Annotated in this window: 27 protein-coding genes and 2 pseudogenes; 9 read left to right on the top strand and 20 right to left on the bottom strand. The window is 31.4% G+C overall.

The window, feature by feature from the left end:
* Positions 1 to 400: 400 nt before the first annotated feature.
* Genes HMPREF3134_RS07630 through HMPREF3134_RS07665 form a run of 8 tightly spaced genes read right to left on the bottom strand, consistent with a single transcriptional unit; the run spans position 401 to position 6,911 of the window.
* Entirely contained in the window at positions 401 to 922 is a 522-nt protein-coding gene (locus tag HMPREF3134_RS07630; protein WP_070441980.1) for a Na+/H+ antiporter subunit G, read from the bottom strand.
* Positions 897 to 1,199, bottom strand: a complete 303-nt coding sequence (gene mnhF2 / locus HMPREF3134_RS07635; RefSeq protein ID WP_011276529.1) for a Na+/H+ antiporter Mnh2 subunit F — start codon at positions 1,197 to 1,199, stop codon at positions 897 to 899. Before mnhF2 ends, HMPREF3134_RS07630 begins: the two co-directional genes overlap by 26 nt.
* Positions 1,196 to 1,678 carry a Na+/H+ antiporter Mnh2 subunit E gene (gene mnhE2 / locus HMPREF3134_RS07640; protein WP_070441982.1) on the bottom strand — a complete coding sequence of 161 codons (483 nt, stop codon included), beginning with the start codon at positions 1,676 to 1,678 and terminating at the stop codon, positions 1,196 to 1,198. Before mnhE2 ends, mnhF2 begins: the two co-directional genes overlap by 4 nt.
* Complete coding sequence (gene mnhD2 / locus HMPREF3134_RS07645; protein WP_037548242.1) at positions 1,675 to 3,174, bottom strand: Na+/H+ antiporter Mnh2 subunit D; 1,500 nt, start codon at positions 3,172 to 3,174, stop codon at positions 1,675 to 1,677. The genes mnhE2 and mnhD2 overlap by 4 nt, the downstream gene beginning before the upstream one ends.
* Positions 3,164 to 3,514: a Na+/H+ antiporter Mnh2 subunit C gene (gene mnhC2 / locus HMPREF3134_RS07650; RefSeq protein ID WP_011276532.1), complete on the bottom strand. Its 351-nt coding sequence runs from the start codon at positions 3,512 to 3,514 to the stop codon at positions 3,164 to 3,166. The genes mnhD2 and mnhC2 overlap by 11 nt, the downstream gene beginning before the upstream one ends.
* Positions 3,511 to 3,936 carry a Na+/H+ antiporter Mnh2 subunit B gene (mnhB2, locus tag HMPREF3134_RS07655; protein WP_011276533.1) on the bottom strand — a complete coding sequence of 142 codons (426 nt, stop codon included), beginning with the start codon at positions 3,934 to 3,936 and terminating at the stop codon, positions 3,511 to 3,513. The genes mnhC2 and mnhB2 overlap by 4 nt, the downstream gene beginning before the upstream one ends.
* Entirely contained in the window at positions 3,923 to 6,325 is a 2,403-nt protein-coding gene (locus HMPREF3134_RS07660; protein ID WP_070441983.1) for a DUF4040 family protein, read from the bottom strand. The genes mnhB2 and HMPREF3134_RS07660 overlap by 14 nt, the downstream gene beginning before the upstream one ends.
* Before the next feature lie 28 nt (positions 6,326 to 6,353).
* Positions 6,354 to 6,911: a tyrosine-type recombinase/integrase gene (locus HMPREF3134_RS07665; protein ID WP_011276535.1), complete on the bottom strand. Its 558-nt coding sequence runs from the start codon at positions 6,909 to 6,911 to the stop codon at positions 6,354 to 6,356.
* A 142-nt stretch (positions 6,912 to 7,053) separates the two neighbouring features.
* On the opposite strand from HMPREF3134_RS07665, the gene HMPREF3134_RS07670 reads away from it, so the two are divergent.
* The 5 genes from HMPREF3134_RS07670 (at position 7,054) to sarA (ending at position 10,528) form a co-directional block, all read left to right on the top strand.
* Positions 7,054 to 7,260 (top strand): sigS mRNA-stabilizing protein SroA, encoded by a 207-nt coding sequence (locus HMPREF3134_RS07670; protein ID WP_011276536.1) that lies wholly within the window; start codon positions 7,054 to 7,056, stop codon positions 7,258 to 7,260.
* A 34-nt stretch (positions 7,261 to 7,294) separates the two neighbouring features.
* The gene (locus tag HMPREF3134_RS07675) at positions 7,295 to 7,516 is read left to right on the top strand and encodes a DUF2922 domain-containing protein (RefSeq protein ID WP_016930894.1); all 222 of its coding nucleotides are present in this window, start codon (positions 7,295 to 7,297) and stop codon (positions 7,514 to 7,516) included.
* 311 nt (positions 7,517 to 7,827) lie between these two features.
* Positions 7,828 to 8,754 carry a DMT family transporter gene (locus HMPREF3134_RS07680; protein WP_016930893.1) on the top strand — a complete coding sequence of 309 codons (927 nt, stop codon included), beginning with the start codon at positions 7,828 to 7,830 and terminating at the stop codon, positions 8,752 to 8,754.
* 140 nt (positions 8,755 to 8,894) lie between these two features.
* A complete protein-coding gene (locus HMPREF3134_RS07685) occupies positions 8,895 to 9,830 on the top strand; it encodes an efflux RND transporter periplasmic adaptor subunit (protein WP_256262278.1) in 936 nt (311 codons plus the stop codon).
* Between the two features lie 323 nt (positions 9,831 to 10,153).
* Positions 10,154 to 10,528: a global transcriptional regulator SarA gene (sarA, locus tag HMPREF3134_RS07690; RefSeq protein ID WP_070441987.1), complete on the top strand. Its 375-nt coding sequence runs from the start codon at positions 10,154 to 10,156 to the stop codon at positions 10,526 to 10,528.
* Between the two features lie 243 nt (positions 10,529 to 10,771).
* Here sarA and HMPREF3134_RS07695 read toward each other — a convergent pair whose 3' ends face one another.
* The 12 genes from HMPREF3134_RS07695 to HMPREF3134_RS07750 form a co-directional block, all read right to left on the bottom strand.
* Positions 10,772 to 11,581: an alpha/beta fold hydrolase gene (locus HMPREF3134_RS07695; RefSeq protein WP_053019395.1), complete on the bottom strand. Its 810-nt coding sequence runs from the start codon at positions 11,579 to 11,581 to the stop codon at positions 10,772 to 10,774.
* 276 nt (positions 11,582 to 11,857) lie between these two features.
* Positions 11,858 to 12,574, bottom strand: a complete 717-nt coding sequence (locus tag HMPREF3134_RS07700) for a hypothetical protein (RefSeq protein WP_011276542.1) — start codon at positions 12,572 to 12,574, stop codon at positions 11,858 to 11,860.
* Positions 12,575 to 12,756: 182 nt separating this feature from the next.
* Entirely contained in the window at positions 12,757 to 13,263 is a 507-nt protein-coding gene (locus HMPREF3134_RS07705; protein ID WP_011276543.1) for an SA0570 family protein, read from the bottom strand.
* Positions 13,264 to 13,416: 153 nt separating this feature from the next.
* Positions 13,417 to 14,211, bottom strand: a complete 795-nt coding sequence (locus HMPREF3134_RS07710) for an alpha/beta fold hydrolase (protein ID WP_011276544.1) — start codon at positions 14,209 to 14,211, stop codon at positions 13,417 to 13,419.
* Between the two features lies 1 nt (position 14,212).
* Positions 14,213 to 14,917, bottom strand: coding sequence for an HAD family hydrolase (locus tag HMPREF3134_RS07715; RefSeq protein ID WP_011276545.1), 705 nt, complete (start codon positions 14,915 to 14,917; stop codon positions 14,213 to 14,215).
* A 98-nt stretch (positions 14,918 to 15,015) separates the two neighbouring features.
* Positions 15,016 to 15,969, bottom strand: a complete 954-nt coding sequence (locus HMPREF3134_RS07720) for a FecCD family ABC transporter permease (protein WP_011276546.1) — start codon at positions 15,967 to 15,969, stop codon at positions 15,016 to 15,018.
* A gap of 303 nt (positions 15,970 to 16,272) precedes the next feature.
* The gene (locus HMPREF3134_RS07725) at positions 16,273 to 17,139 is read right to left on the bottom strand and encodes an ABC transporter substrate-binding protein (protein WP_049425988.1); all 867 of its coding nucleotides are present in this window, start codon (positions 17,137 to 17,139) and stop codon (positions 16,273 to 16,275) included.
* Between the two features lie 219 nt (positions 17,140 to 17,358).
* Positions 17,359 to 17,856 (bottom strand): DUF805 domain-containing protein, encoded by a 498-nt coding sequence (locus tag HMPREF3134_RS07730; RefSeq protein WP_070441990.1) that lies wholly within the window; start codon positions 17,854 to 17,856, stop codon positions 17,359 to 17,361.
* A 65-nt stretch (positions 17,857 to 17,921) separates the two neighbouring features.
* The gene (locus tag HMPREF3134_RS07735) at positions 17,922 to 18,686 is read right to left on the bottom strand and encodes a MerR family transcriptional regulator (protein ID WP_070441993.1); all 765 of its coding nucleotides are present in this window, start codon (positions 18,684 to 18,686) and stop codon (positions 17,922 to 17,924) included.
* An 88-nt stretch (positions 18,687 to 18,774) separates the two neighbouring features.
* The gene (locus tag HMPREF3134_RS07740) at positions 18,775 to 19,422 is read right to left on the bottom strand and encodes an endonuclease III domain-containing protein (RefSeq protein WP_070441995.1); all 648 of its coding nucleotides are present in this window, start codon (positions 19,420 to 19,422) and stop codon (positions 18,775 to 18,777) included.
* 84 nt (positions 19,423 to 19,506) lie between these two features.
* The gene (argS, locus tag HMPREF3134_RS07745; protein WP_070441998.1) at positions 19,507 to 21,168 is read right to left on the bottom strand and encodes an arginine--tRNA ligase; all 1,662 of its coding nucleotides are present in this window, start codon (positions 21,166 to 21,168) and stop codon (positions 19,507 to 19,509) included.
* Positions 21,165 to 21,581 (bottom strand): YwiB family protein, encoded by a 417-nt coding sequence (locus HMPREF3134_RS07750; RefSeq protein WP_011276552.1) that lies wholly within the window; start codon positions 21,579 to 21,581, stop codon positions 21,165 to 21,167. Before HMPREF3134_RS07750 ends, argS begins: the two co-directional genes overlap by 4 nt.
* A 288-nt stretch (positions 21,582 to 21,869) precedes the next feature.
* On the opposite strand from HMPREF3134_RS07750, the gene HMPREF3134_RS12005 reads away from it, so the two are divergent.
* From HMPREF3134_RS12005 to HMPREF3134_RS07760, 4 genes and pseudogenes are all read left to right on the top strand, one after another.
* On the top strand, positions 21,870 to 21,965 hold the full coding sequence (locus HMPREF3134_RS12005; RefSeq protein WP_011276553.1) for a type I toxin-antitoxin system Fst family toxin: 96 nt from the start codon (positions 21,870 to 21,872) through the stop codon (positions 21,963 to 21,965).
* A 270-nt stretch (positions 21,966 to 22,235) separates the two neighbouring features.
* Positions 22,236 to 22,332, top strand: a pseudogene (locus HMPREF3134_RS12500) (helix-turn-helix transcriptional regulator); the annotation flags it as partial.
* 146 nt (positions 22,333 to 22,478) lie between these two features.
* Positions 22,479 to 22,985 (top strand): annotated as a pseudogene (locus HMPREF3134_RS11790) (protein rep); the annotation flags it as partial.
* Positions 22,986 to 23,804: 819 nt separating this feature from the next.
* Positions 23,805 to 24,023, top strand: coding sequence for a VraH family peptide resistance protein (locus tag HMPREF3134_RS07760; protein ID WP_011276556.1), 219 nt, complete (start codon positions 23,805 to 23,807; stop codon positions 24,021 to 24,023).
* Positions 24,024 to 24,069: the final 46 nt, after the last annotated feature.

Genomic DNA, 24,069 nt, shown 5'->3' on the forward strand with positions numbered 1-24,069 from the left:
ACCTTGTTCTTTTGGACATTATTTCTGCCACCATTGTCTGAACTTGAAAGCGAGAATGCATTGGCACAAATGGTTGTGTTTGTCCCATTTATAATTGCGTACCCAATTTTATTTCTGATTATATGGCTTTTAGAAATCTTTTATCTTTTTACAACGAAACACTGGTCTTATATGGACTTATTATTTTTATTACTTAGTTTAATAACGCCAATCTTATTATTGGTTATTCATTTTATAATCGCTACATCCCCCATACCTTTCCTACTTCTTTACATTTATTTAAGTATATCGACCGTGTTAATGACACTGGTCTCTTATATAAATTTAAAAAAATGAGATTGAGCATTTCAAAGTAGTAGTCTTAACTATTACTCATTCTTGTTCAATCTCATTGATTTAATCAATCTTTAGTTTCTCTTCTAGTTTCTGATAAACTTTCGATTTTTTCTTCTTGCTGTTTTTCTTTTTCTTTCTGTCGCTGCTTCTGAACATCGTAATAAATTTTTTCACGACGCTCTTCTCGAATTCGAGCTCGATTTTTAAGTTCTTCTGTAGAATTGTATTCTTTAGAACTTAATAAAATGGAAGATCGACTTAGTGCATCATCTTTGCGATACATGTATGCACCTGTCCGATATGCTGCTCTGGCAACTAAATGCATACCTACCGGTGATGTTAAATTAATAAAAACAATTGATAATAATAATCTAACACTAAAGAAGCTTTGTTCATTCGTAAAGTAAATTAATACACCCACTAATGTTAGTAAGACAGATAGCGTAGAACTCTTGGTAGATGCATGACTTCGTAAAAAGACATCTTGAAATTTTACAATTCCAATTGCACTAATTACGGCAATGATACTGCCTAGAAATATGAGGAAAGCGGCAATCAAATCAATGATTTCGTTTATTTGTGCCATTGAATACTCGACCTCCCCCTATAAATCTAGAAATAGATACAGAACTTACAAATGAAATAATTGCAACAAGCATTATGGAATCAAGGAACGAAACAGTATTATAAATAACACTAACTATACCTATAATGCACATGATGACAGCACTGGAAGCATCGAATGCCACAACCCTATCAGCTGTAGTAGGTCCTTTGATTAAACGGAATAATCCAATTATGAACGCTATGCCAAATAATACTAATGCACTTGTAATAAAAAAATTCGTGAGCGTTTCAATCATTGTGACACCTCCGTAATCAAGTTTTCATATTGTTTTATGCTTTTAAGCAGACTTTCTTTTTCTTTTTCTGAAACATCTATACTGTGTATAAAGAATTTATTGGTAGTCTTCGAAATACGAATAACTGTTGAACCAGGCGTAATAATGATTAGAATAGTTAAAAACGTAATTGCCCAATCATTTTTTAAATTCGTTTCATATGTTAATAACCCAGGGTTCATATGTCTCGTTTTAAATAGAATATAATTAATAATACTAATACTAGAAGTAATTAATTGGTATAAATACACACCTAAGAACTTTATAGCAATCCATATCTTCTTAGGATAAAAAGATTGCCCAAAGAAACGATGTAATATATAAATTACGATTAAACCAATGATGAAGCCAGATACGAAGGTAGAGAATTGAAATGAGTCTTCATCTTGAAACAGTACCCATAAAAATGCGATTAATATGTTCAATACAACTTGTCTCATTTATTCCCCTCCTTCAAATGTGAATTGACAATGCTATGGAAATAATTATCATCCATATTCAATTTTGTTGCATTTTCAGTAGCATTCATCACAACTGGCGCTGCAATACCCATTGCAAGTACGACTGCGACTAAAATACCCAGAATCGTTTTACGGTGCTTAGGTAGTGGATTGAAATCAACCTGTTCACCATCATTGTCTCCAAAGTACATAATAAATAAAATTCTAAACAGACTATACATTGCTAATAGACTTGTGATAATCATTAACGCTAAGCCAATGTAGTTACCATTTTCAATCGCACCTTGGAAGATGAGTACTTTTCCTGGGAAACCACTAAATGGCGGTACGCCTCCAATCGCAAATATCATAACAACAAATGCAACACCAAAGAATGGTTCTTTCTTAGCTAATCCACATAAATATTTATATTCGCGGTAACCAGACATATAAACTAAACTACCTATAATAAAGAACAACATTGTCTTCACAATAATGTCATTCGCTAGATAGAAGATAGCACCATGTACACCTGCAAAGGTATTGGAACCTAGACCTAAAATGACAAAACCTATCGATAATATAACTTGATATGAAGCCACTTTCTTAATATCACGATATGCAATAACACCGAAAGCGCCTATAAGCATTGTGATACATGACATAAATACTAACAATGGATGTGTCACACCCGTATGTTGATCAAATAGAAGTGTAAAGAAACGAATGAGTGCATATGCACCTACCTTCGTCATTAACGCTGCAAATAAAGCGGCAAGTTCAGTGTTAAGCACTGCATAAGCTTTAGGCAACCACATAAATAGTACTAAGGCAGCTTTCGAACCAAAGGCCACTATAAATACAATTGAAATAATAATAATCGCTTTATTATCATGGATTTGATCTAAACGTAAAGCAACTTGTGAGAAGTTTAATGTTCCAACCATCTTGTATAATAAACCAATACCTAACAAGAATAACCATGATCCTACGATATTCAGTACAACATAAATAATGGCTGCTCTTAATTGTTCGACAGATTGTCCTAACGTTACTAATACAAATGAAGCTAGTAACATGATTTCAAACATAACATACAGGTTAAATAAATCAGATGTTAAGAAAGAGCCAATAACGCCTGTTGTTAAGAATAAGATAAAAGTAGGCAAGTAGTATCGATTAACACGATCTTCCCCACGACCAAATCCGTATGACATAATGAGTGTCACAACAAATGACGCCACTGTAACCATAACTAAACTCAGTGAATCACCTAAGAATTGGATACCATAAGGTGCTGCCCAACCACCAAAATCAAGCGTAATGGGTTTATGTTGTAAGACGTATATCAATAAACATAATGAAATAATTGTATTAACAGACATTGTTCCAATGTACAAAATTTTAGATAGCCTGTTCTTTTCTTTAGTAAAAACAAGGACTAATGCACATAACAATGGTAATAGGATTGGAAGGACTAATAAATTACTGTTCATTTTCATCCTCCTCTCCTCTTAATACATCAATATTTGCTTCTTTAGTAACACGGTATGTTCGATAAACTAATACTAGTAAGAAGGCAGTCATTGCAAATCCGATAACGATTGCAGTTAAAACAATAGCCTGCAATAATGGATCCACATAATTAGTATTAGAACCGTGAATTAAAGGTTCCGTCATCTTATTACTATAATGACCCATACTCATAATAATTAGATTTCCCGCATGCGTATAAATCGAAATACCTATAACAATTCGAATTAAGTTGAGTGATAGTATCATGTACGTTCCTATAAATACTAAAAATCCTATCACAAGTAATAATATTAAATTCATGATTTACCACCACTCAAAGCCAACATAATTGTTACGATGACGCCGACAACCGTTAACAATATCCCTAATTCAAATAATGTAATTGTCGTTACATGTAATTCACCTAATAATGGAAAATGGATGTATGCTTCACTTTGGTATAGGAACGATTTACCAAAGAAAACCGGAACGATTGCAGTAAGTGCTGAGATTATGGCACCAACAATCATTAACTTTTTAAAATCAATAGGTAAACTTTCTAATACTTCATGTACATCAAAAGCTAGGAACATTAGGATAAAGGCCGAACTAAAGATAAGACCACCTATAAAACCGCCACCAGGATTGTTATGTCCCGCAAAGAAAACATAAAAGCCGAATGTTAATAAAATAAATACGACGATTTTAGTAACGGTTCTTAACACAACATCATTTTCTTTCATCTTGGCCCCTCCTATCTTTGTAATGTAATAATGTATAAATACCTAAACCGGCAATAATTAAGACGATACCTTCAAACATTGTATCTAAGGCTCTGAAATCTCCTAAAATAGCATTTACAATGTTTTTACCACCAGTCAATTCATAGGCATTCGTATAATATTTAGAAATTGACTCTAGACCATCACCTTGTTGCGCAATAAATATGAGCGTTACTACGGCTCCAGCCATAATAAATGATACGATAATTTTGATTGCTTCTTTTTTCATATTCGCTGTTGTACGAGCGATATTTGGCAATCTAGAGAAACTTACAATAAAGAGAATGGTCGTAATTGTTTCTACTACTAATTGAGTTAACGCTAAATCTGGTGCTCTCATTAATAAGAAGAATAATGCAACACTGTAACCAATAATTCCATTTAAAATAACCATTGTTAAACGTTGTCGAATAAACACTAACGCTATACCGACAACACTAATCATAATGCCTAAAATAACTTCCAATGGACCAAATTCTGAAACTTCTATTTGATGTAACTTTGGCAAACCTACTTGGAATATGCCATATGCAATTAATATAGAGAAAATAAGAACCGTTATAATATTATAATGGTTTAATCTGTTATTCATTAAACCTCGAATCATTTGACCTGAATAACGTTCAAATCCTCGATACACGTTGCGATAAGAATTTGTAATAGAAGCATATTTAATGACTTGATGCGTAATAGCTTTCCAGTTTACTTTTAACGCTACAATGAGACCAACTATAATAACAATCACACTAAAAATGAGTGGCAAATTAACACCATGCCATTGAGAAACATGCGGTGCTATTGCATCTACGCTACTACCCAAATTGGTAACATTTCGTAGTGCCGGCAATACTAAGTGCTCAGTGAAAAAGTTGGGAATAAAGAAAATGATTGGTATCATAACCATTAAAATTATTGCAGGTAAACTGAACAACCAAGGTTCATGAATATGTTTCTTTGGCACTTTCTTTTCATCAAATTCTCCCCAATAAGTTTCTTTAAGCATGTAAACTGCATACACAAAAGTAAAGATACTTGCTATAACACCAATAGCTACAACAATAATCGTTAACGTTAAACCAAATTGTTGAAGTTCGATTGCGCTAACTAAAGAATCGAAGAACATCTCTTTACTTAAGAAACCATTTAACAACGGCACACCTGCCATTGATAACGCAGCAAGTGTCATAACTAAATTCATTTTCGGGAAGAATTTACGCATTCCACTTAGTCGGCGAATATCTCTCGTACCAGCTTCATGATCAATGATTCCGACACCCATAAATAGAGCACATTTAAATATTGCGTGATTCATTAAATGGAATAAACCGGCGAATAAAATTAATGTATACGTCTCTGACATTGGACCTGATGAGTGTTGCGCAACACCTCCACCTAGACCAACCATCGACATAATCATTCCTAGTTGGCTAATTGTTGAATACGCTAAGATACCTTTTAAATCATATTGTCTTACGGCCGTTACAGAGCCAAATATCATTGTAATCAAACCTACAAAAGTAACAATATAAATATAACTATCACTTAAACCTAAGATAGGCGTGAATTTAAATAGTAAAAAGATACCAGCTTTAACCATAGTAGCTGAGTGTAAATAGGCACTTACAGGGGTTGGTGCAGCCATGGCTTTAGGTAGCCAAATATGGAATGGAAATTGGGCTGATTTCGTAAATGCACCTATTAACAACATTATCATCATTGGTATAAATAGAGCATGTTTACTAATGCTATGACTTTGAGTAAGTAATTCTGAAATCGTATTTGTACCAGTAATGATATACAACATAATGAATCCTGTTAATAAGGCTAAACCACCTAAAACAGTGATAATAAATGATTGAATGGCGCCTAATTGACTTTCGGCATTGCTATACCAGTATGAAATTAATAAGAATGACGATACACTTGTTAATTCCCAGGAAACATACATTAAGATAGTATTATTTGAGACTACAATACCCAACATACTAAACATGAATAATAATAAATATAAGAAGAAACGCGGTAAGTTATCTATATTAACAGATAAATACTGAGTAGCATAAAAGAATACTGCCACCCCTATAATGGAGATAATTAATCCAAACATTAATCCTAGACCATCTAATCGAAAATCTAGATTAACATCAATAGCGGGCATCCATGGAATTTTAAATTCTACAAATTTTCCATGTAGAACATTAGGAATTTGGGCTAAGAAATATCCCGAAGCTAAAATAGGCGCTAACAAAGCAATATATCCAGCGAACCGTCTCAATGGCTTAATAAACAACGTCATTAAGACGATTAACATAATAACTATTAGTCCACCTAGTAAATATACTAAGCTCATCAAAAGCCTCCTTTTCAGTGAAAATCAATTATAAATTTAAAGCGATAATTGTATGAAGTTCATCATCGGCAGACAACCCGATAAATTTCACCGTTTCTTGAGTTGTCTGATGACCTAAATATTTTTGTATGATTGCAATAGAAATACCCGATTGATAAGCATGATAAGCAAATGTTTTTCGCAAAGTGGTCAATCCAATATGACACAAACCTAACTCTTCAGCGGCATGATGAATGATTCGGTAAGCTTGTTGTCTAGATAACTCTTTATGTGTTCTTATCGATTGGAATAATAAATGATCATCCATAAGCTTATTATATTCAATAAATCTTCTAACCTCTTCACGTAAATCGTTTGGTAACAAGATTTTGATTGCAGGCGCACACGACTCAATCCAAGATGATTTTATTTCATCTTGATCAATCATTTTGACGTCTTTCACTTTTAGATTTAATAAATCTGTTAAACGTATACCCGTATGTATAGCTAATTTAAATAAAAGATAATCTCTATCAGATTTCTTTTTTAATACATCATACATCTTTTTTATATCATCTTTATTTCTGATCGGTTCAACTTGATTCATTTATCCACCTCATAAAAGTTTCTTATTTAATGATAAACCATATTTTAGTAACATTAAATGTTTTTGCTCAAATTTCTTTATATAAATGTGTCCCTTTTATGAATGGATTTCGATATATAGAGTGAAAGGAGGTGACAAACATATGAATGAAATTTCACAATTATCTGTTGTTTGCACGCATATCACTCACGACGCAAGTGGTAAAGCGAAAGAAACAAAACGTCGTTTTACTAACTTAAACACTAAAGCCACAGATTCAGAAATCAGATCATTCGTCAATATCATTGCACATCTGATTAATGAAACATTCGATAAAGTTGAGGTGGTTAAAACACAAGTTTTAGCCTAATTTAACTTAAAAATTAAGAAAGGAGGTATTCTACATGTCAAAGACTTTAGAACTTGCTTTTAAAACAAATTTAAATAAAACTGCTAAATTGCAATTCCCACAAGTTAACGTTGCTGTGTCTGAGGCTGATGCTAAAGCTGCTATGGATAATATTATTAAACTTAATATTCTACAACCTACAGTTGGCACACCTATTAAAGCCACTTATGCTAAATTAATAGACGTTACGAGTACTACTCTATTTGAAACTAAATAACACATTCTGATGTTTCAATGAGTGTGAGACAAAAAATGTTTCATGACTACTGCGTATATTCGTAATAGTTGACTAAGCTGACAAGACGCTTAAATCAAGCTTTTCTCACTTCTAGTCAACCTTGCGAAGCTAGGATGAAGAATTCGAAAAGAATTCTGTCCTAGCTTCTTTTTTTATAATTAATACTTCAATAATTTATATTCTGAGTCCACCATTAGTAAAATGCGTTGATATTCGTATTTTGAAATTGGAAACTAAAATGCGTATAATAATGATGTTTTAGTTATGAAAGAAAATATAGGGGGTCTATCGTGGCATTTTTATTTATACTCGGTATTGTGGCTGGTATGATGGTCCCAATCCAAACCTCAATCAATTCTCGCCTAGGACGATATACAGAATCATCTTTTTATGCATCTACCATTTCATTTTTCGTAGGTACACTATTTTTATTTATTTTAAATATGATTTTTAATCCTAAATTATTTGACGCTTCATTTTATAGTGGACATACAATTGACTATCATTGGTGGGTTGGTGGTCTACTAGGTGTTTGTTTCTTAACAGGAAACTTATTATTACTGCCTCGTTTAGGCGCAGCGTTAACTGTTGTCATGACAGTAGCTGGTCAAATCATCATGGGGGTCTTCATAGATACTTTCGGTCTACTTGGCGCAAGCAATCATTCATTCACTTTCCTAAAAGCAGTAGGCATCATAATCCTATTCTTCGGTATCTTATTAATGAACTATATACCTAAAAATAAACTCCAAGAAAAAACAAATCATATGTTTTATGTTTGGCTTATCATCGGCTTTATATTTGGGTTTGCGCCACCATTACAAACTACAATTAACAGTGGTCTAGCTCAGCAAATGCATAATTCGCTATTTGCCGCACTCGTATCTTTCACTGTTGGTACATTAGCATTATTCATTTTAACGTTAATATTTAACAGAAGTCTCAAAATTAAAATCACACATCCTGATATCGGTAAAATCAAGCCAATACATTTTATTGGTGGTGTTCTAGGCGTTGTATTTGTCACATCAAATATAATTCTGATGCCGTTTTTAGGTGCAGCACTGACAACTATCGTCGCAATGTTAGGTCAAATGTTAATGGGCGTTATCATTGATCATTTCGGTTTAGGCGTTCGCAAGAATCCAATAACACTTCGCAAGTTTAGTGGGCTAATTGCCATAGCTATAGGAATTATTTTGTTACGCCTCTTTTAGTTTTTACAACACTATATTAATATCTTTATTTAAAATGTCTTCTTTTCTTAGTAATTGAGAAGACATTTTTTTATTTATAAGTTATTACACTTATTCGTTATATCTCCATTGTATAATAGTTGTATAAAAATTTTATAGAGGTGATCTTATTGAAGACATTTTTTACCCCGTTAAGAATTTTAATTGCCACACTTATCCTCCTCGTCATATCCTTTGTATGTCATATTTATGCAAAAATTCCAACAGAACCTGACACATCTAAAATAGAAACCATTACTGCAAAACCTCAATACTCTCTTTCATTCATTGGCGAACAACAACCTCAAGAAAGTTTCACTTTATATTTCAATCCATCTTTAGGAAATGTTTCTTCCTTACTTGTCAAAAATGATGAAATCATCCATTCTGATACACCTTTATTAGAGTATTATAATCCGCTCCTTGAAAAGCTTATTGTAGATAAAAAGAAGGCCCTATCCTCACTTATCAACCATTCACCGAAACAATCAATTAGTCAACAGTTAACGCTAAACAGCCAAATATTAGAACTCCAAACTCGACTTCAAACACGCATTAATTCCCCTATTCCTGGAAAAGTAACTATCCTAGAAGCACATCCTTCTAAATTAAATACAAAAATAATGCAAATTAATAGCGAAAAACATATTATTCGTGCTAGTATAACTGAATCTCAATTGGAACATATTAAAGCGAATCAAGATGTAAACGTTACAAGAAATCACTCCAAATTATTTACTGGTAAAATTCTTTCTATCATTCAAATCCCTTATAAAGTAGAAAAAGGTGAATCAATTTATCAAGTAGATATTTCGACTCAAGATCAATACCCTCTTGGACGCCACTTTGATATCGATGTTGGAACTTCTAAAATAGAACTACCTATAAGTGCAATTTATGAAAATTATTATGTTTTAATTACACAAAATAACAAAATTATTAAAAGAAGAATAGAATATACTAAAAGTCAAAAAAATGGGTATATTATGGTATCCAATGGATTAAATATTGGAGATAAAGTGATTGTGCATCCTTCATCATCACTTCTACAAAAATAGCAGTGATTTTTTGCAATTGTATATTCATATTAAAATTTATTATATAGAGCGAAATAATAATTGTTCTTAATTAATTGATTTTTATAAATTGCTTTGAAATTCAAACAAAGAATATAATAATCAAAATATTGTTTTATTAAGTACTTCTTTGTTTACTTCTTAATTTTATTTAGTTATAATTAACTAAATAATATAGCATTAAATTAATTTAATAAAATTCTTTTAATCTAAATTATTTAAGTAATTTTAACTATTATAAGACGTTATATATAATTTAACGGGCAAAATAGAAAAAGTGCACAATTAGTTGGGGAGGTTTCAAAATGGCAATTTCAAAAATCAATGATTGTTTCGAATTATTATCAATGATCACATACGCAGATAAATTAAAAAACATCATCAAAAAAGAATTTTCAATTAGCTTTGAAGAATTCGCAGTTTTAACATATATTAGTCAAAGTAAAGAAGAGGCATATTATTTAAAAGATATCATTAATCACTTAAACTACAAACAACCACAAGTAGTTAAAGCAGTGAAAAATTTATCTCAAGAAGATTATTTTGATAAAAAACGTAATGAACACGATGAAAGAACTGTATTAATTCTTGTAAATAGTACACAACGTAAAAAAATCGATTCATTATTAAATAAAGTAAATACTCGTATCGAAGAAGCTAACAAAGAAACTGAATTATAATTTCTTTGTGGCTTTTCTAATTCTATTCGTTTCGATATGAATTTATAACCCTGAGATATTATTTTTAAATAACAAAGCCAATAAATGAAATCCGTAAATTTCACTTACTGGCTTTTTTGTATATCATATGTCGTATTACAAATGTATTTTAAATCATAATATTTCCATCTAATATATTAATGTAAAAGCTTTATATCATGATTCATCAAACAGGCATCCACTTATAAAAATAACTAATATCATTTAATGATTCACTTCTGTTACCTGTTCAACATTTTCTAAAAAACTTAAATATAAGACTAGAAACTTATCTTCTTCTTCAACATAGGGTGCATGTCCAGATTCTTCAAATAAAACCTTCTCAACATTTTGATAACGCTCTTCTATTTTATAATGATTCTTATCATTTATAATTGGATCATAGCGTCCGTTTATAATTAATGTAGGAACTTTAACATAATGTGTGTACCCTTTATTCGCATAAGCCGTATCTAAAAGTGCTCTGCTTGCTATAGCACTATCCTCGGAATTTTGTTTACTGTATAAGCGTTGCCGTTGAATCCATTTCATTGCTGATTCTTGTTCTTTATAGATATACGGGAATAATAAAAGTAATGCTTCAGATTTATTAAACCCTGCAATTTCGTCTTGGTGCTCAATCATTAATTTCGTAAAACCATGAACGATATCCTCAGCTTTTGAAGAGATAATTGTTAAAGATAATAAATGATTTTCATGTTTTTCGGTAAATTCTCTAGCAATAACCCCTCCCATATCATGACCTAATAGATGCGCTTTCTTTAAGTTTAATTTATTGATAAGTACATATAAATCTTTCACATGATCTTCTAAGTTATATGAATCTGGACGTGACGATTTACCATGTCCTCGAACATCATACGCAATCACTCTATAGTTTTGTTGGAGTTGTTTGTTTAATAAATCAAACGCTGCCGAATTACCATCTAAGCCATGAATTAAGATAACGGGGCTGCCATGTCCTTCATCTTGATAAGCTAATTTTGTTTGGTTTAACGTTTCGATTTTTTTCATATTGGCACCTCCCTTAATTGTTACTATACCCACTTCATTAAAAGTTACGCTATGAATGTTCTTAACTTTATTAAAATCATTATTATATAAATATTTTTTAAATTAAAAAAGCACTTGTTACAAGTGCTTTTTAACTCAGTCAATGACTGCCAATATAATAACTCCTGAGACATTGCTTATGTCCCAGGCCCTACTCTCAAGTTAATTTGCTTATCTATTTTGAACTGGGAATGTAAACTCAAATAATATTTATTTCAAGCTTATGTTAATTAAGCGTTACACCCTCGTCCTTGATGATAATTTAATTGTATAAAAAACGATCAATGCCACTATCATGATCCATATAATAAGAGAAATGATTTGTGCAATTTCAGGTTTTGTCACTACTGCATCAATCGTCTTTTGACAGAATAATAAACCAATTGCTGTGTACTCTATTTTTTTAAAAAAGACACCGATCAAGCTTAGTATAATACCTATAAAAAAAACGACTTGATGACTATAAATAGTGATGGGAATGATTCCCCAATTTAGATTAAAAGCACGCATAATGATTAAAATTAGTGCAATTATCGCAACGATATATCCTAGTATCATTTCAAAACGATTGCTATATAGAAACTTCTTCTTATCAATACGAATATTAATAAAAATCGATAATGGAAAAATGATTATACAATAGAATATAGAAATTGCTGTAGCCGCTTGAAATGGCACATATTGCTTATCATAAAGATATGATATTAAGATAAAATTCATAATAAAGAAAATAACAGGATTCGTTTGTAAACCGAATAAATTTCGTTGAATAATCAAAATAATTTGTGCTGGAGATTTGCCACGATAATCTAAATAATCTTCATCTTTTGATTCAGACCTTTTCAAATCATTGCGCAAATTTTCTTTTATATCATCGATTAAATTAGGTGCCATCCCTTTGTGGCTAAAGTAATCGTTAATATTTTCAAGTAACACTTTATCGTTGGTTCTCATGAGTTACTCCTTTGCTATAGTTTAATAACATCTATACGATTGTTAATTGTTCAATTTAAAATTTTATCATACATTGACATTATTTTCTGTTTAATGACGAAAAATAAGAGCATGACGTTATTCAAAAGTTAGAATTTAACGTCATGCTCCTAGTGATGAAATTATAAAATTTGTTATTTTTATTATTTAGCAAGATCAATACGATATAATTTTAAGTTTTTATCTTGAGGTGAATTTGAGCCAAATTGATAGCTTGTTTTACCTTTTTGAATATATCCAAAATTGCCGCTTACTTTATTATATTGAACTCGTGCCACTGCATTTTGGCCTAAATTTTTCTTAACTTGATTATAAGTTGGGCCATTAGCTTCATTATAAGTCATAGAAATTCTAGTAACATAACCTTGGTTCTTTTTACCTACTGCAGTTACAACTAATAAACCTTTATTTGTGCGATACTCATAATAACCTTCATTGTTGCTTGGATTTTTAGAATAAATCGGTGTACCATATTTGTTTGAAACATTTTTGATTGATTCGCCAAGTGTAATATTTTCTAATGATTTTTCACCTTGAGTTAATTGTTGAACTGTTTGAATTGTATTACCGCTAGCTGCTTCAGCATGATTAACGCCTACTCCTGTCATTACTAGTCCAGAGACTAAAAATGCCGCTACTAATTTTTTCATAAGCACTCTCTCCTTTATCTCGTTTCTCGTCTTGTGCTTATTCATAGTATACCCCATTTATTACTAAAATAACAGTATTGTTACGAAAATATTACAAAATAAGTTATTTTATGTAACAAATCAGGATGACGACTGAAGATATCCTAACAACAATTAGTGTTCAGGCATATATTTCTTAATAAATGGTGTTACATCTTCAATAAACTTATCTTTCTCTTCCTCAAAAGGATATAAACTTGATTGAGCATACACATCAAATTGTGACTCTTTAACTAAATCGGCTACTTCTTTAGATTCAAGTGTTGTAATACGCTCACCATGTTCTCCCGCAATAATTAACGTCGGTTTCGTTACATGTTCAAATACGCTTGAAATCGCAGTTTCTTTGAACACATCTTCAATCGCTTGTGTCTCCTCTTTTGTAGAAATTGCATTCGTATCCTCAACATGTTTTAAAAACTTATTAACTTTTCTCGGCTTATGATAACGATGCTTTTCTAAAAACTTATTTTGTTTTTCGTCATCCCAGTTTCTAATTTTATGTGAATATTTTCTGAATAAACGTTCTTCAGGTAATTCACCCTCAATAGATGTTGGTGTTACCATTATGAGGGATGACACATAATTAGGATAACGTTCTGCCAAATCCGCAATTATGGCTGCGCCCATTTCATGACCTATTAATGCTGATTCATCAATATACAAATAATCTAGTAATTGTATGATATCATCGGCAAATTCTTTGAAATCAATTTGCCTTGGTTTATCTGAATAGCCATGTCCTCTTAAATCTAGTAAAACTACTTGAAAAGATTTTGCCAATTCTTTTGCTAAATTTTGAAATATAGAAGCATTTTCATATGCTGTATGTACTAAGACAACAGGATATCCCTCACCCATCGTATTGTAATGTAAGGATAAACCACCTTTTCTAGTAAATAAATCCATCTTATGAATCTCCTCCTTGTTTTATATGAATCGGTAATATTGATAATAACTCTTCACTTGTAGTAATAATAAAGTCAACCTCTTCTTCTAAAGGTTCTAATTCAGCGTCATCATGTTTAAACCACACACTTACCATGCCCATTGCGCGAGCTGGTGCTACATCATTTAAAGCATCATCACCCACATACATTATCTCTTCAGGTTGAACATTTAATTGATTAATCATATCTTCAAATATTTTAGGATGAGGCTTACGGAATCCTACAGTTTCAGAAGTTGATAAATAATTGATTACATGCCCTAATCCTAATGATTGTAAACGAAATTGTTTAATTTTAGATTTACCATTTGCGATAACACCTAAAACATAATTATTTTGCGATAATTTCTCCAAAGTATATAGCGTGTCATAATAAGGGAATACGTAACGATAGAAATGCATTTCAAAATCATTAAATAAATCTTTCCATGTTAAACGATCAATATGGAACTGCTTAATAATTGCTTTATATAAATCAGGTTTATCATTATCTTCATCGTCATCTAATTCTATAAATTTTTGTTTAAAATCTGCTAATTGAACATGTACGAAGTAATCATGAAATCGTTCATATTGTTCCTCAATGAATTTATCTCGAGATTTTGTTCTATCTAATAATGTACCTTCTAAATCAAACACGATTGCTTTTATATGACTTAAGTCCATTGTCAATTCCCTCTTAACTCTATAATTATTCTCATTTTATCAAAAAGTCTTCCATAAAATAATAACGTAACATCCATGTGATACAGTTAAATGTATGTTTAAATATCTTTAGATTGCTTAAGCAAAATGTAAAATAATGTTGGAATACCTATTAAAGCCAAAATAATACTAGCTGGTATTTGCACTGGATGAATTAACACACTACCAATCCAATCTGCAATCAACATCATTGTAGCACCGATTAAAATATTTAATATCATTTGAATGCCTAACGTAAATCTCCAATAATAGCGTCTTATCAGTTGAGGCACTATCATGCCGATGAAACCAATAATACCTGTATATGCTATCGCGACTGCTGTTATTATAGATGCTAGTGTTAGTATCAAAAACATGACTTGTTGGACGTTTAAACCTAATGACCGGCTCTTCAATTCACCTAATTGTAATAACTTAATCGCTGGCACCATACTAAGTAGAATCAATATAATAGGTATAGCTATTAGACCGATGTATATGACCTCTCGCGTTTCAGCCGCTGCAAATCCTCCGAAAAAGTAGTTAGCTATTTGGTTCATCTTATTAGGTTTAATTAAAACTAGAATATACAATAATGCATTAAAGAGTGCACCTATCATCAAACCAGTAATAATAAGAATTTTAAGTGGATAACCACGTGAGATTTTGGCAGCAATCATTAAGACGATCAACAATGCGATTAAACTAGTGCTAATTGAAAAGATGGGCACCCAAATAAAAGATAATCCTAGAAATATCGCCAATCCAGAACCGAATGTAGCACCACTTGCCAGTCCTAATGTAAAACTATCGGCTAGAGGATTATTTAAAACAGTCTGAAACATCTGACCTGCTAGTGTTAATATTGCTCCCGTTAATAAGGCCTCAATAATTCTTGGCAACCGAACTTTAAGCAATATCATTTGATTAAATGAATCCGTTAAGCTCCCTAAGTCCCATAGTAAATAAAGTCCTATGGCACCGATTAAACATATGCACCAACTTAGAAATGTTAAATATATATTTCTTGTCATTTTATCAACTCATCAATAATCTTTCTATTATTTCTTCTATTATAACTGATGATATAAAAGAATGGGACTGAGGGCAGCATTCTTTTATATTCGTAGACTTAGCTTGCATTAGTTATAGCATTTCTATATAACATTCTTTTTGCTAGGTCCCGTAGTTGCATAGTCGCAAAAATAATTAAAACTGAGAAAAGCTTGATTTAAAGCTCTTCTCAGTTCAGTCAGCTACAGGGGATTTGTAATGTAACTTTTCAATATAAATTGTACTAATCTCACTTTTACAATAACTATTTAATTCATATGAATTTATCTTTTATAAATAGCGTCTCTTAATTGTTTTAAACCTTCATCAATACGAGGGCCTGGACGTGAAATTTCATCACCGTTCACAGTTTCAATACGTCCATTTTTCACAGCTTTAATTTGACGGAAACCATCACGTTTTTTAATCACTTTATAGTAATCTGATTTAGATAGACCTTCTGTAGAAATGAGGATATCTGGATTCTTTTTAATGATACCTTCTTTATCCACTGGTTTCCAACCTTCTATATTTGAAAAGCTATTTTTAGCATCTAATTGGGATAACATGTCATCAAAAAATGTATGTTTGCCTGCTGTATATATTTCAGGTTTAGAAGAGACTTCCATAAAAACAGATTGTGACCTATGATGTCTTGGCACCGACTTTATTACTTTTTCAACATTGTGCTTCGTCTCATCAATAAGTTCGTTAGCTTCATGTTCACGTCCCGTTACTTTACCTATTTGTTTAAAAGTTTCATACGTTTGATCCAATGATTGTGCATCTTTCACATAAACCACTTTTACGCCATTTTTTTCAAGACTATCTAACACTTTCTTTGAAGTTCCTTTTTGAGATTCATGTGCTAAAATTAAATCGGGTTTGACTTTTAATAAGGCTTCTTTATTTAAATTCATTGTATTAAATTGTTCTTTCCCCTTTTTAACATCTTTAGGGTAATCGTCCACTGTAGAAACACCTACAACATCTTTTCCGAGACCTAATTCATAAAGAATTTCCGTATTACTTGGCATAAGCGACACGATACGTTTGTATGAATGCTCTTTCGAGTTGGAATCAGATTGATTACTTTGTTTATCTTCTTGTTTATGTTGGTCGTTTTGTCCACAAGCGACAAGAATCAACATGACTAAACTAAGTAATATCCATAACTTTTTATTTAACACGTTCACACATTCCTTTCTAGATTATGTATGCATATATCATAACAAATAATATTAAATATTAATTTAGTTTTTTATATTTAATTGTGTAATTTTATATTATTATTTGTTTATGGAAAATTTTAAATATTAAAAAGCATTGAATATCTCTAAATTTAGAAATACTCAATGCTTTTCTTAACATTACGTTGCCTTGGGATTAGTTCCATACTCATTTGTACCTTTTTCACTATCTGTAACACAATAAATCAATGCGAAAATTGATACAATTAATAATACGATCGAAATAACTAATACAACTACCGTTGCAATCATCAACGATACGTCAGAATAAAAATTACTCAAATACACATTAGATATTGTTTCTAATAATACAATTAATCCTCGTAACAGCATCGATATTAACATAATTAACGGAATTAACATTGTGCGCCCAACATCATGAAATCGACGTACTGACATAGTAAATGTACCTATTACAATGATGACATCAATCGTTTCATACACAATGTTAAAAAACGTATCTCCACCGCCAAACACCCATTTAAGTAAGTCTGCAAGTAAACTTAATAATACAAGTACGATGATATTAGCTAATGTTGCAAACCAATAATGTCGTCTACGAGTTCGACCTTGTACATTGAAATAATTTTTCCAGAATAGCTGATACGACTCAATCATTATAGCGTCTCCTTTAAATATGATTCACTATAATCATTACACAATAAAGAATTGAAGAGAATACTTTATTTAATATAAGCTCGAATTGCTCTTGCAATATATTCATTTAAATAATCATTACGATTTTTATTTATATTTTTAGCAAAACGTTCATCACTTTCATAAGTGAGTGCCATATATTCTAAGAATTGATTGTCCGCATTTGGTACTTGTCGTTGTAATATCTTTTTTAACGTTTCGATATTTTGATACGTAAATGCGTCATCCGCTGAATAGCCATCTTCCAATAGTTGATTCATCTCATTAAAAAATTGATTGAATTGTTCATTAGTATGATCATCATTATCTTGCTTCTCAGAATCACTAAATTGAGTTCTATTATCTTGATATGACCGATAGTAATCCGTGTCACCATATTTTAGCGCCGCTTCTTTATCATATTGTTCATTCACATCAAATTGATTAAATTTGTCCATATTAATCTCCTCATTTCTATGATTAATTAGATGATGATTGAGGTAATCAATGATTTGATTCAGGTGATTTCGTTGATGAATAATTTGAGCATAATTTTCTTCTAATATTACATTTTTATCATTAATACTTTGCTGAAAATAGTCTTGAATGTTCTCAAGCGATAAATTGAGTTGTCTAAGAAATAAAATTGTTTGTAATGTTGATATATCTTGAGAATGATAATAACGATACCCGTTATCATCAATATAACTAGGCACAAGTAAACCAATCTCATGATAATAACGTAAAGTTCTTGTACTAACCGACGTCACTTTGCTCACTTCATTAGGTGTAAAATAGTCATGATTTATCATTATTTTATTCTCCACTTTACTTTATTTTTAATATCATTAATACCTCATTCATCTATTTAGTAGTGTGGACTATGACGTAACGTTAAAGTCAATCATTCTTATTAAAATAATCTTCTAAAAATGTGTATTTTTGAGTCCCATTTCCATTAAAATAGTTTTTCCCAAAATTATCTAATAAGGCATGAAACTCGTTAGCATCTTGATTCGTAAAATGAGGAGGCAATGAAATTTGCTTTTTAAATTTATCATAACTTTCTGTATGGGCGTAACCTAACTTACTATACAAACGTCTTGTATAACTATCAGGAATAAACTCTATACCTTTAAAGATATAGACGAGTAAAACATCAGCTGTTTCGCTACCGACGCCACGAATTTTTAGTAACTCTCTTCTTAGATTATCTCCATAATGTTGAGCAATATTTTCATAATCAAAATTAAATTGATTTAACCACTGAAACAAAGCATGAATGGCTTTCCCTTTATTCCTATAAAAGCCGCTGGAACGGATCGTTTCTTGTAGTTCAGTTAATGGCAACGATAAAATTTTTTGAGGATCAAAGTTTGTTTTTTCTTTTAACCGAAGTAAAGCCATGTCTGCATTTTTCCAATTCGTATTTTGGACTAATATAGCACCGAGCATCATTTCTTCCGGGCTCTCAGCGGGCCACCAATGTTGCGGTCCCATATGCTCTAATAAAGTTTCATAAAGTTCTTCTGTCGTAAGCGTTGGCATACTCTCACTCCAATCTTTACATAATAATACCCTCACAAATCGAAATTTATGAGGGTGTTATCAAAATTTATATAATTCTCTTGATTACATAGATTCAGGTGCAGAGACACCAACCAGTGCTAATGCATTGTGTAACGTAATTCTTACTGCATCTACTAAAGCTATATGAGCTTTCGTCTTTTCTGCATCATCTGTTAATACTTTTTCAGCATTATAGAATTTGTGGAATGCAGAAGCTAAATCTTGAATATAGTTTGTTAAACGATGTGGTGCGCGACTTTCTGCTGCACTTTCAATAGTTGGTTCAAATTCAGCAACCTTCTTCAATAAGTCGATTGCTTTTTCATTTGTAATCGTTGAAAAGTCAGCATCAGCAGTAACTTCAACACCTTGTTCTTTCGCTTGTTTTAAGATTGAGCAAATACGTGCATGCGCGTATTGAGCATAGTAAATTGGATTGTCTTGTGACTTTTCTTTGGCAAGTTCCAAATCAAAGTCGAAATGAGAATCAGGACTACGCATTGTTAAGAAATAACGTGCAGCATCAATGCCTACTTCATCCATAATTTCACGTAAAGTAATCGCATTACCTGTACGTTTACTCATCTTCACTTCGACTCCATCTTGCATTAAACGAACCATTTGCATGATTTGAATTTCAAGACGATCACTATCCACACCAAATGTTTCAAGACTAGCTTTCAAACGATTAATATAACCATGATGATCGGCACCCATTAAATCGATTAGGATATCATTACCACGATTAATTTTATTGTAATGATATGCTGTATCTGGCGTAAAGTATGTGTAAGTACCATCTTTCTTAATTAATACTCGGTCTTTATCATCTTTAAAGTCAGATGTACGTAGCCATGTCGCACCATCTGCTTCATACGTATAACCTAGTTCATTCATTTTAGCTAATGTGTTATCAATGGCACCATTTTCATATAATGATGTTTCACTGAACCAGTTATCAAAGTGGACGTTGAAATCAGCTAAATCTTTTTTCAATTTATCCATTTCATAATCGACACCTAATTGTCTGAATGTTTTAAGACGTTCTTCATCAGAGTAGTCTTTCATTTCAGAGTGTTTATCAGCTAAATCTTTACCAATTTCGATGATATCTTTTCCGTTATAACCATCAGCTGGCATTTCATGACTTGTATCACCAAGTGCCTCGAAGAAACGCGTTTCAATAGAACGTGCTAAGTTAGTAATTTGATTACCCGCGTCATTAATATAATATTCACGTGTTACATTATAACCTGCAGCAATTAAAATATTAGCTAATGAATCACCTACAGCAGCATTTCTAGCATGACCAATGTGCAAATCACCAGTTGGGTTAGCAGATACATATTCTAATAAAATATTCGTGTTCTTAGATTCTTCTGCACAACCGAATTTGTCACCTTTATTGATAGCTTCTGGGATAACTGCAGTTAAATACTGATTATCTAAGTAGAAATTAATAAAACCAGGGCCCGCGATATCTACTTGCTTCACGTTCGCTTTACTTGTGTCTAAGTTATCAACGATAGCTTGAGCAATTTCACGTGGATTACGTTTCGCAACTTTAGTTAATACCATTGCAATATTCGTTGAATAATCCCCGTTTTTAGTATCTTTTGGTATCTCTACTTTAATTTCGGGAATATCTTCAGCCAGATTAGCTTTTTCAATACTTGCTTTAATTTCTTCTATTAAAGTTGATTTTACTTTTTCAATAATATTCATTCGCTTATCTCCTTATAATTAATTTCATATTGATATGAGCCCATCTTTTCATCGTTCTGATGTAACTCGTATTGAATTTTTAATTTTCCACCATTTTCATTCACAAAATGCAGGATGCTACGTGTTTTAACAGTTAAAGGAATACGACCAGCTGGTATATCGTAAAGTGTAGTCGTATCATGACCTTCCACAAAGTGAAGATTCATATTAATATCGCCTTTGCGTATTAATTTAACACCGCGTTCCTCAATTTTAATTGTTACATTAACAACTGCATCTTCAATTTGTTCTTGGTATCGAATATAATCTGCGTTTTTCTTTTGCCATGAACCTTGAGCAGCAAATTCAAATTTTTGTTTTTCACCATTTTGTTTTAGAACTTGTTTCGTTTGAACGTCTATATTCTTATTCAACGTTTGCCTCACCTTAGCTTCTAAATAATACACCACATTATAGCATAAATTAGATAGTGCATGTAGGTGATACTTCTCAGTTTTAAAGCATTTAGGATATATAAGTATCATCATCTATTTTGATAAATTTAGTAATAAAAAGAACAGTATATAGGTTAAATCTTGGAAAATATTACTATAAAATGACTTATTAAAAGTAAACCATCAGCGTGTATTTGGAGATGATATAATATACTAGTCGCCTATCTCTCAGGCGTCAATTTAGGCGTAGAGAGGAGGTGCTAATCTATGCTAGAAATCCTTGTTCACATCACGACCACAGTCATCAGTGGTTGTATTATTGCGATATTCACGCATTGGCTACGTAATCGCAATAATAAATAGGCGACCATAGCCACACCTAAAAATCCCCTCACTACGGCAATAGTGAGGGGATTGGTGCATCTATGCTAGTTTCCTTGTTAACTAAATTATAACACTGGTGAGTGGAGAAATGCAAAATGATTTCACACGATGACTCAACTAATTAGAAGAAACATATTAAACAACGGTAGAAATTGAGATGTGCGATATATTCGATACTAGATAAACAACATATTTTAAAATTGTATTTTCTTTTTTAGGTAACATCATTCTCACATATCAATATTATTGGAAACTATTAATTTAATAGAAAACAATATATGATCCTACATTGACATTAGCATTTAATTTGGCAAGACTATTTGGTACCACTGTGGATGAATTTTTTCGGTTCCGTTGCAAAGTTAAAATTATATACACATCTATACAAAACTATAAAAACAAATATTGTTTTAACAGTAAAATGTTTTGTTAGTATTAATTATTTTTCGTTTTTCAGTATAAATATTACATGATTTTTAACTTTGCAACGGAACCTATAACAAAGAGCGGGATGATTATAATCCCCATTTTCACGTTTTAATTGCCGTTAATAAATCGTATTTTAAAGATACTAAGTCATACATCAGTCAAAAAGAATGGCTGAATTTATGGCGAGATGTAACGGGTAACGATGAAATTACACAAGTTCATGTTCAAAAAATAAAACAAAATAACAACAAAGAATTATACGGAATGGCGAAGTATTCTGGTAAAGATAGCGACTATTTAATTAATCAAAAAGTATTCGATGCATTTTATAAATCACTCAAAGGTAAACAAATTCTTGTTTATTCTGGTTTGTTTAAAGAGGCAAGAAAGAAATTAAAAAATGGTGATTTAGATTATCTTAAAGAAGTAGATCCGACAGAATATATTTATCAAATTTTTTATCACTGGAACCAAAAAGAATACTTAGCGAGTGAAATTTTTGATTTGACCGAAGAAGAAAAAAGAAAAATTAATCATCAAATGATTGATGAAATCGACGAAGAAATTTGAGTATAAATTTTGATATTTTTTCTAAAACGTTAGCCAAAAAGCTAGCGTTTTTTTATTGAAAAGGGCTAAAAAACGTTTGGGTACATTTTGGGTACTTAAGCGATTTTGGATACCTGAGTAAAAATGCTGTAAGTATTGAAATGTCTGGCTTCGCCAGACCTACCTTTTTAAAAGGTAGCAAATTTCCCTTATGCTCTTAATTTTTATTTTGGACAAAATCAAGATTTTGGTATTTTTACAGAAATCAGCCCCTGCAGAAACTAAAAATTGGTATTACTTTTTGAAGGATTTTATGCAAAATTTTAATTTGCATATAAATGGGCAGTGTCTAAAAAATTAGTCACTAGTTTTGCTCAAACTTTTGTTTGTGAAATTAGCATATATTTATTTGGCTCATATTTGCGTTTTAAGAACCAATATAAGTTTTTGGTATAAAACTCCCCCTAAATCTTCAAAATCCCCCCTTAAAATTCAAAATAAAGGTATTTAAAAATAACAAAATAAAAAATCGACTAGCAAAAACTAGTAGCTCAAATCTTAGTTAAATTTTGATGTAGTATTAATTTTTATATCTACGCTACAACGTCGATTCTAGTTCGTGCAGTATTAATTTTTATATCTGCGCCACAACGCCGATTCTTTAAAACTAAGATTTAAAATAAAAAATCGACGCAGGTCGATTACGAATTTGCACTAGCGTTTGGAACAAACGTATAAGTGCGCCCTTACGGGATTTAACTAGATTATAACGACGAAAAACAGACCTGTAAAGCGATAACTATTGTGATAAAGTTTGCTAAAAAGGAGTGTTTTATTTTTATGACTATCAAACAGATTGTGAATGATTTATTAAATAAAAAATGGTCTTTAGAAGATTTGTTTTGGTTAATTTTTATGTGTGTAATATTTAGTTCTTTTACTACACCATTTTTAGGTATTCCGTTTGGTATTATTGCTTATTTTATACTTTTTTATAAAGATGATGACCTTGATGAGATGAAAGAAAAATATGATTTACAAGATAAAGATAAAAAGTAGACTACGCATTTGTGCCGAGAAAATTTATTGTGCGTTGAGAAGAACC

This window comes from Staphylococcus sp. HMSC14D10 (assembly GCF_001808125.1).
Taxonomy (GTDB): Bacteria; Bacillota; Bacilli; order Staphylococcales; family Staphylococcaceae; genus Staphylococcus; species Staphylococcus haemolyticus.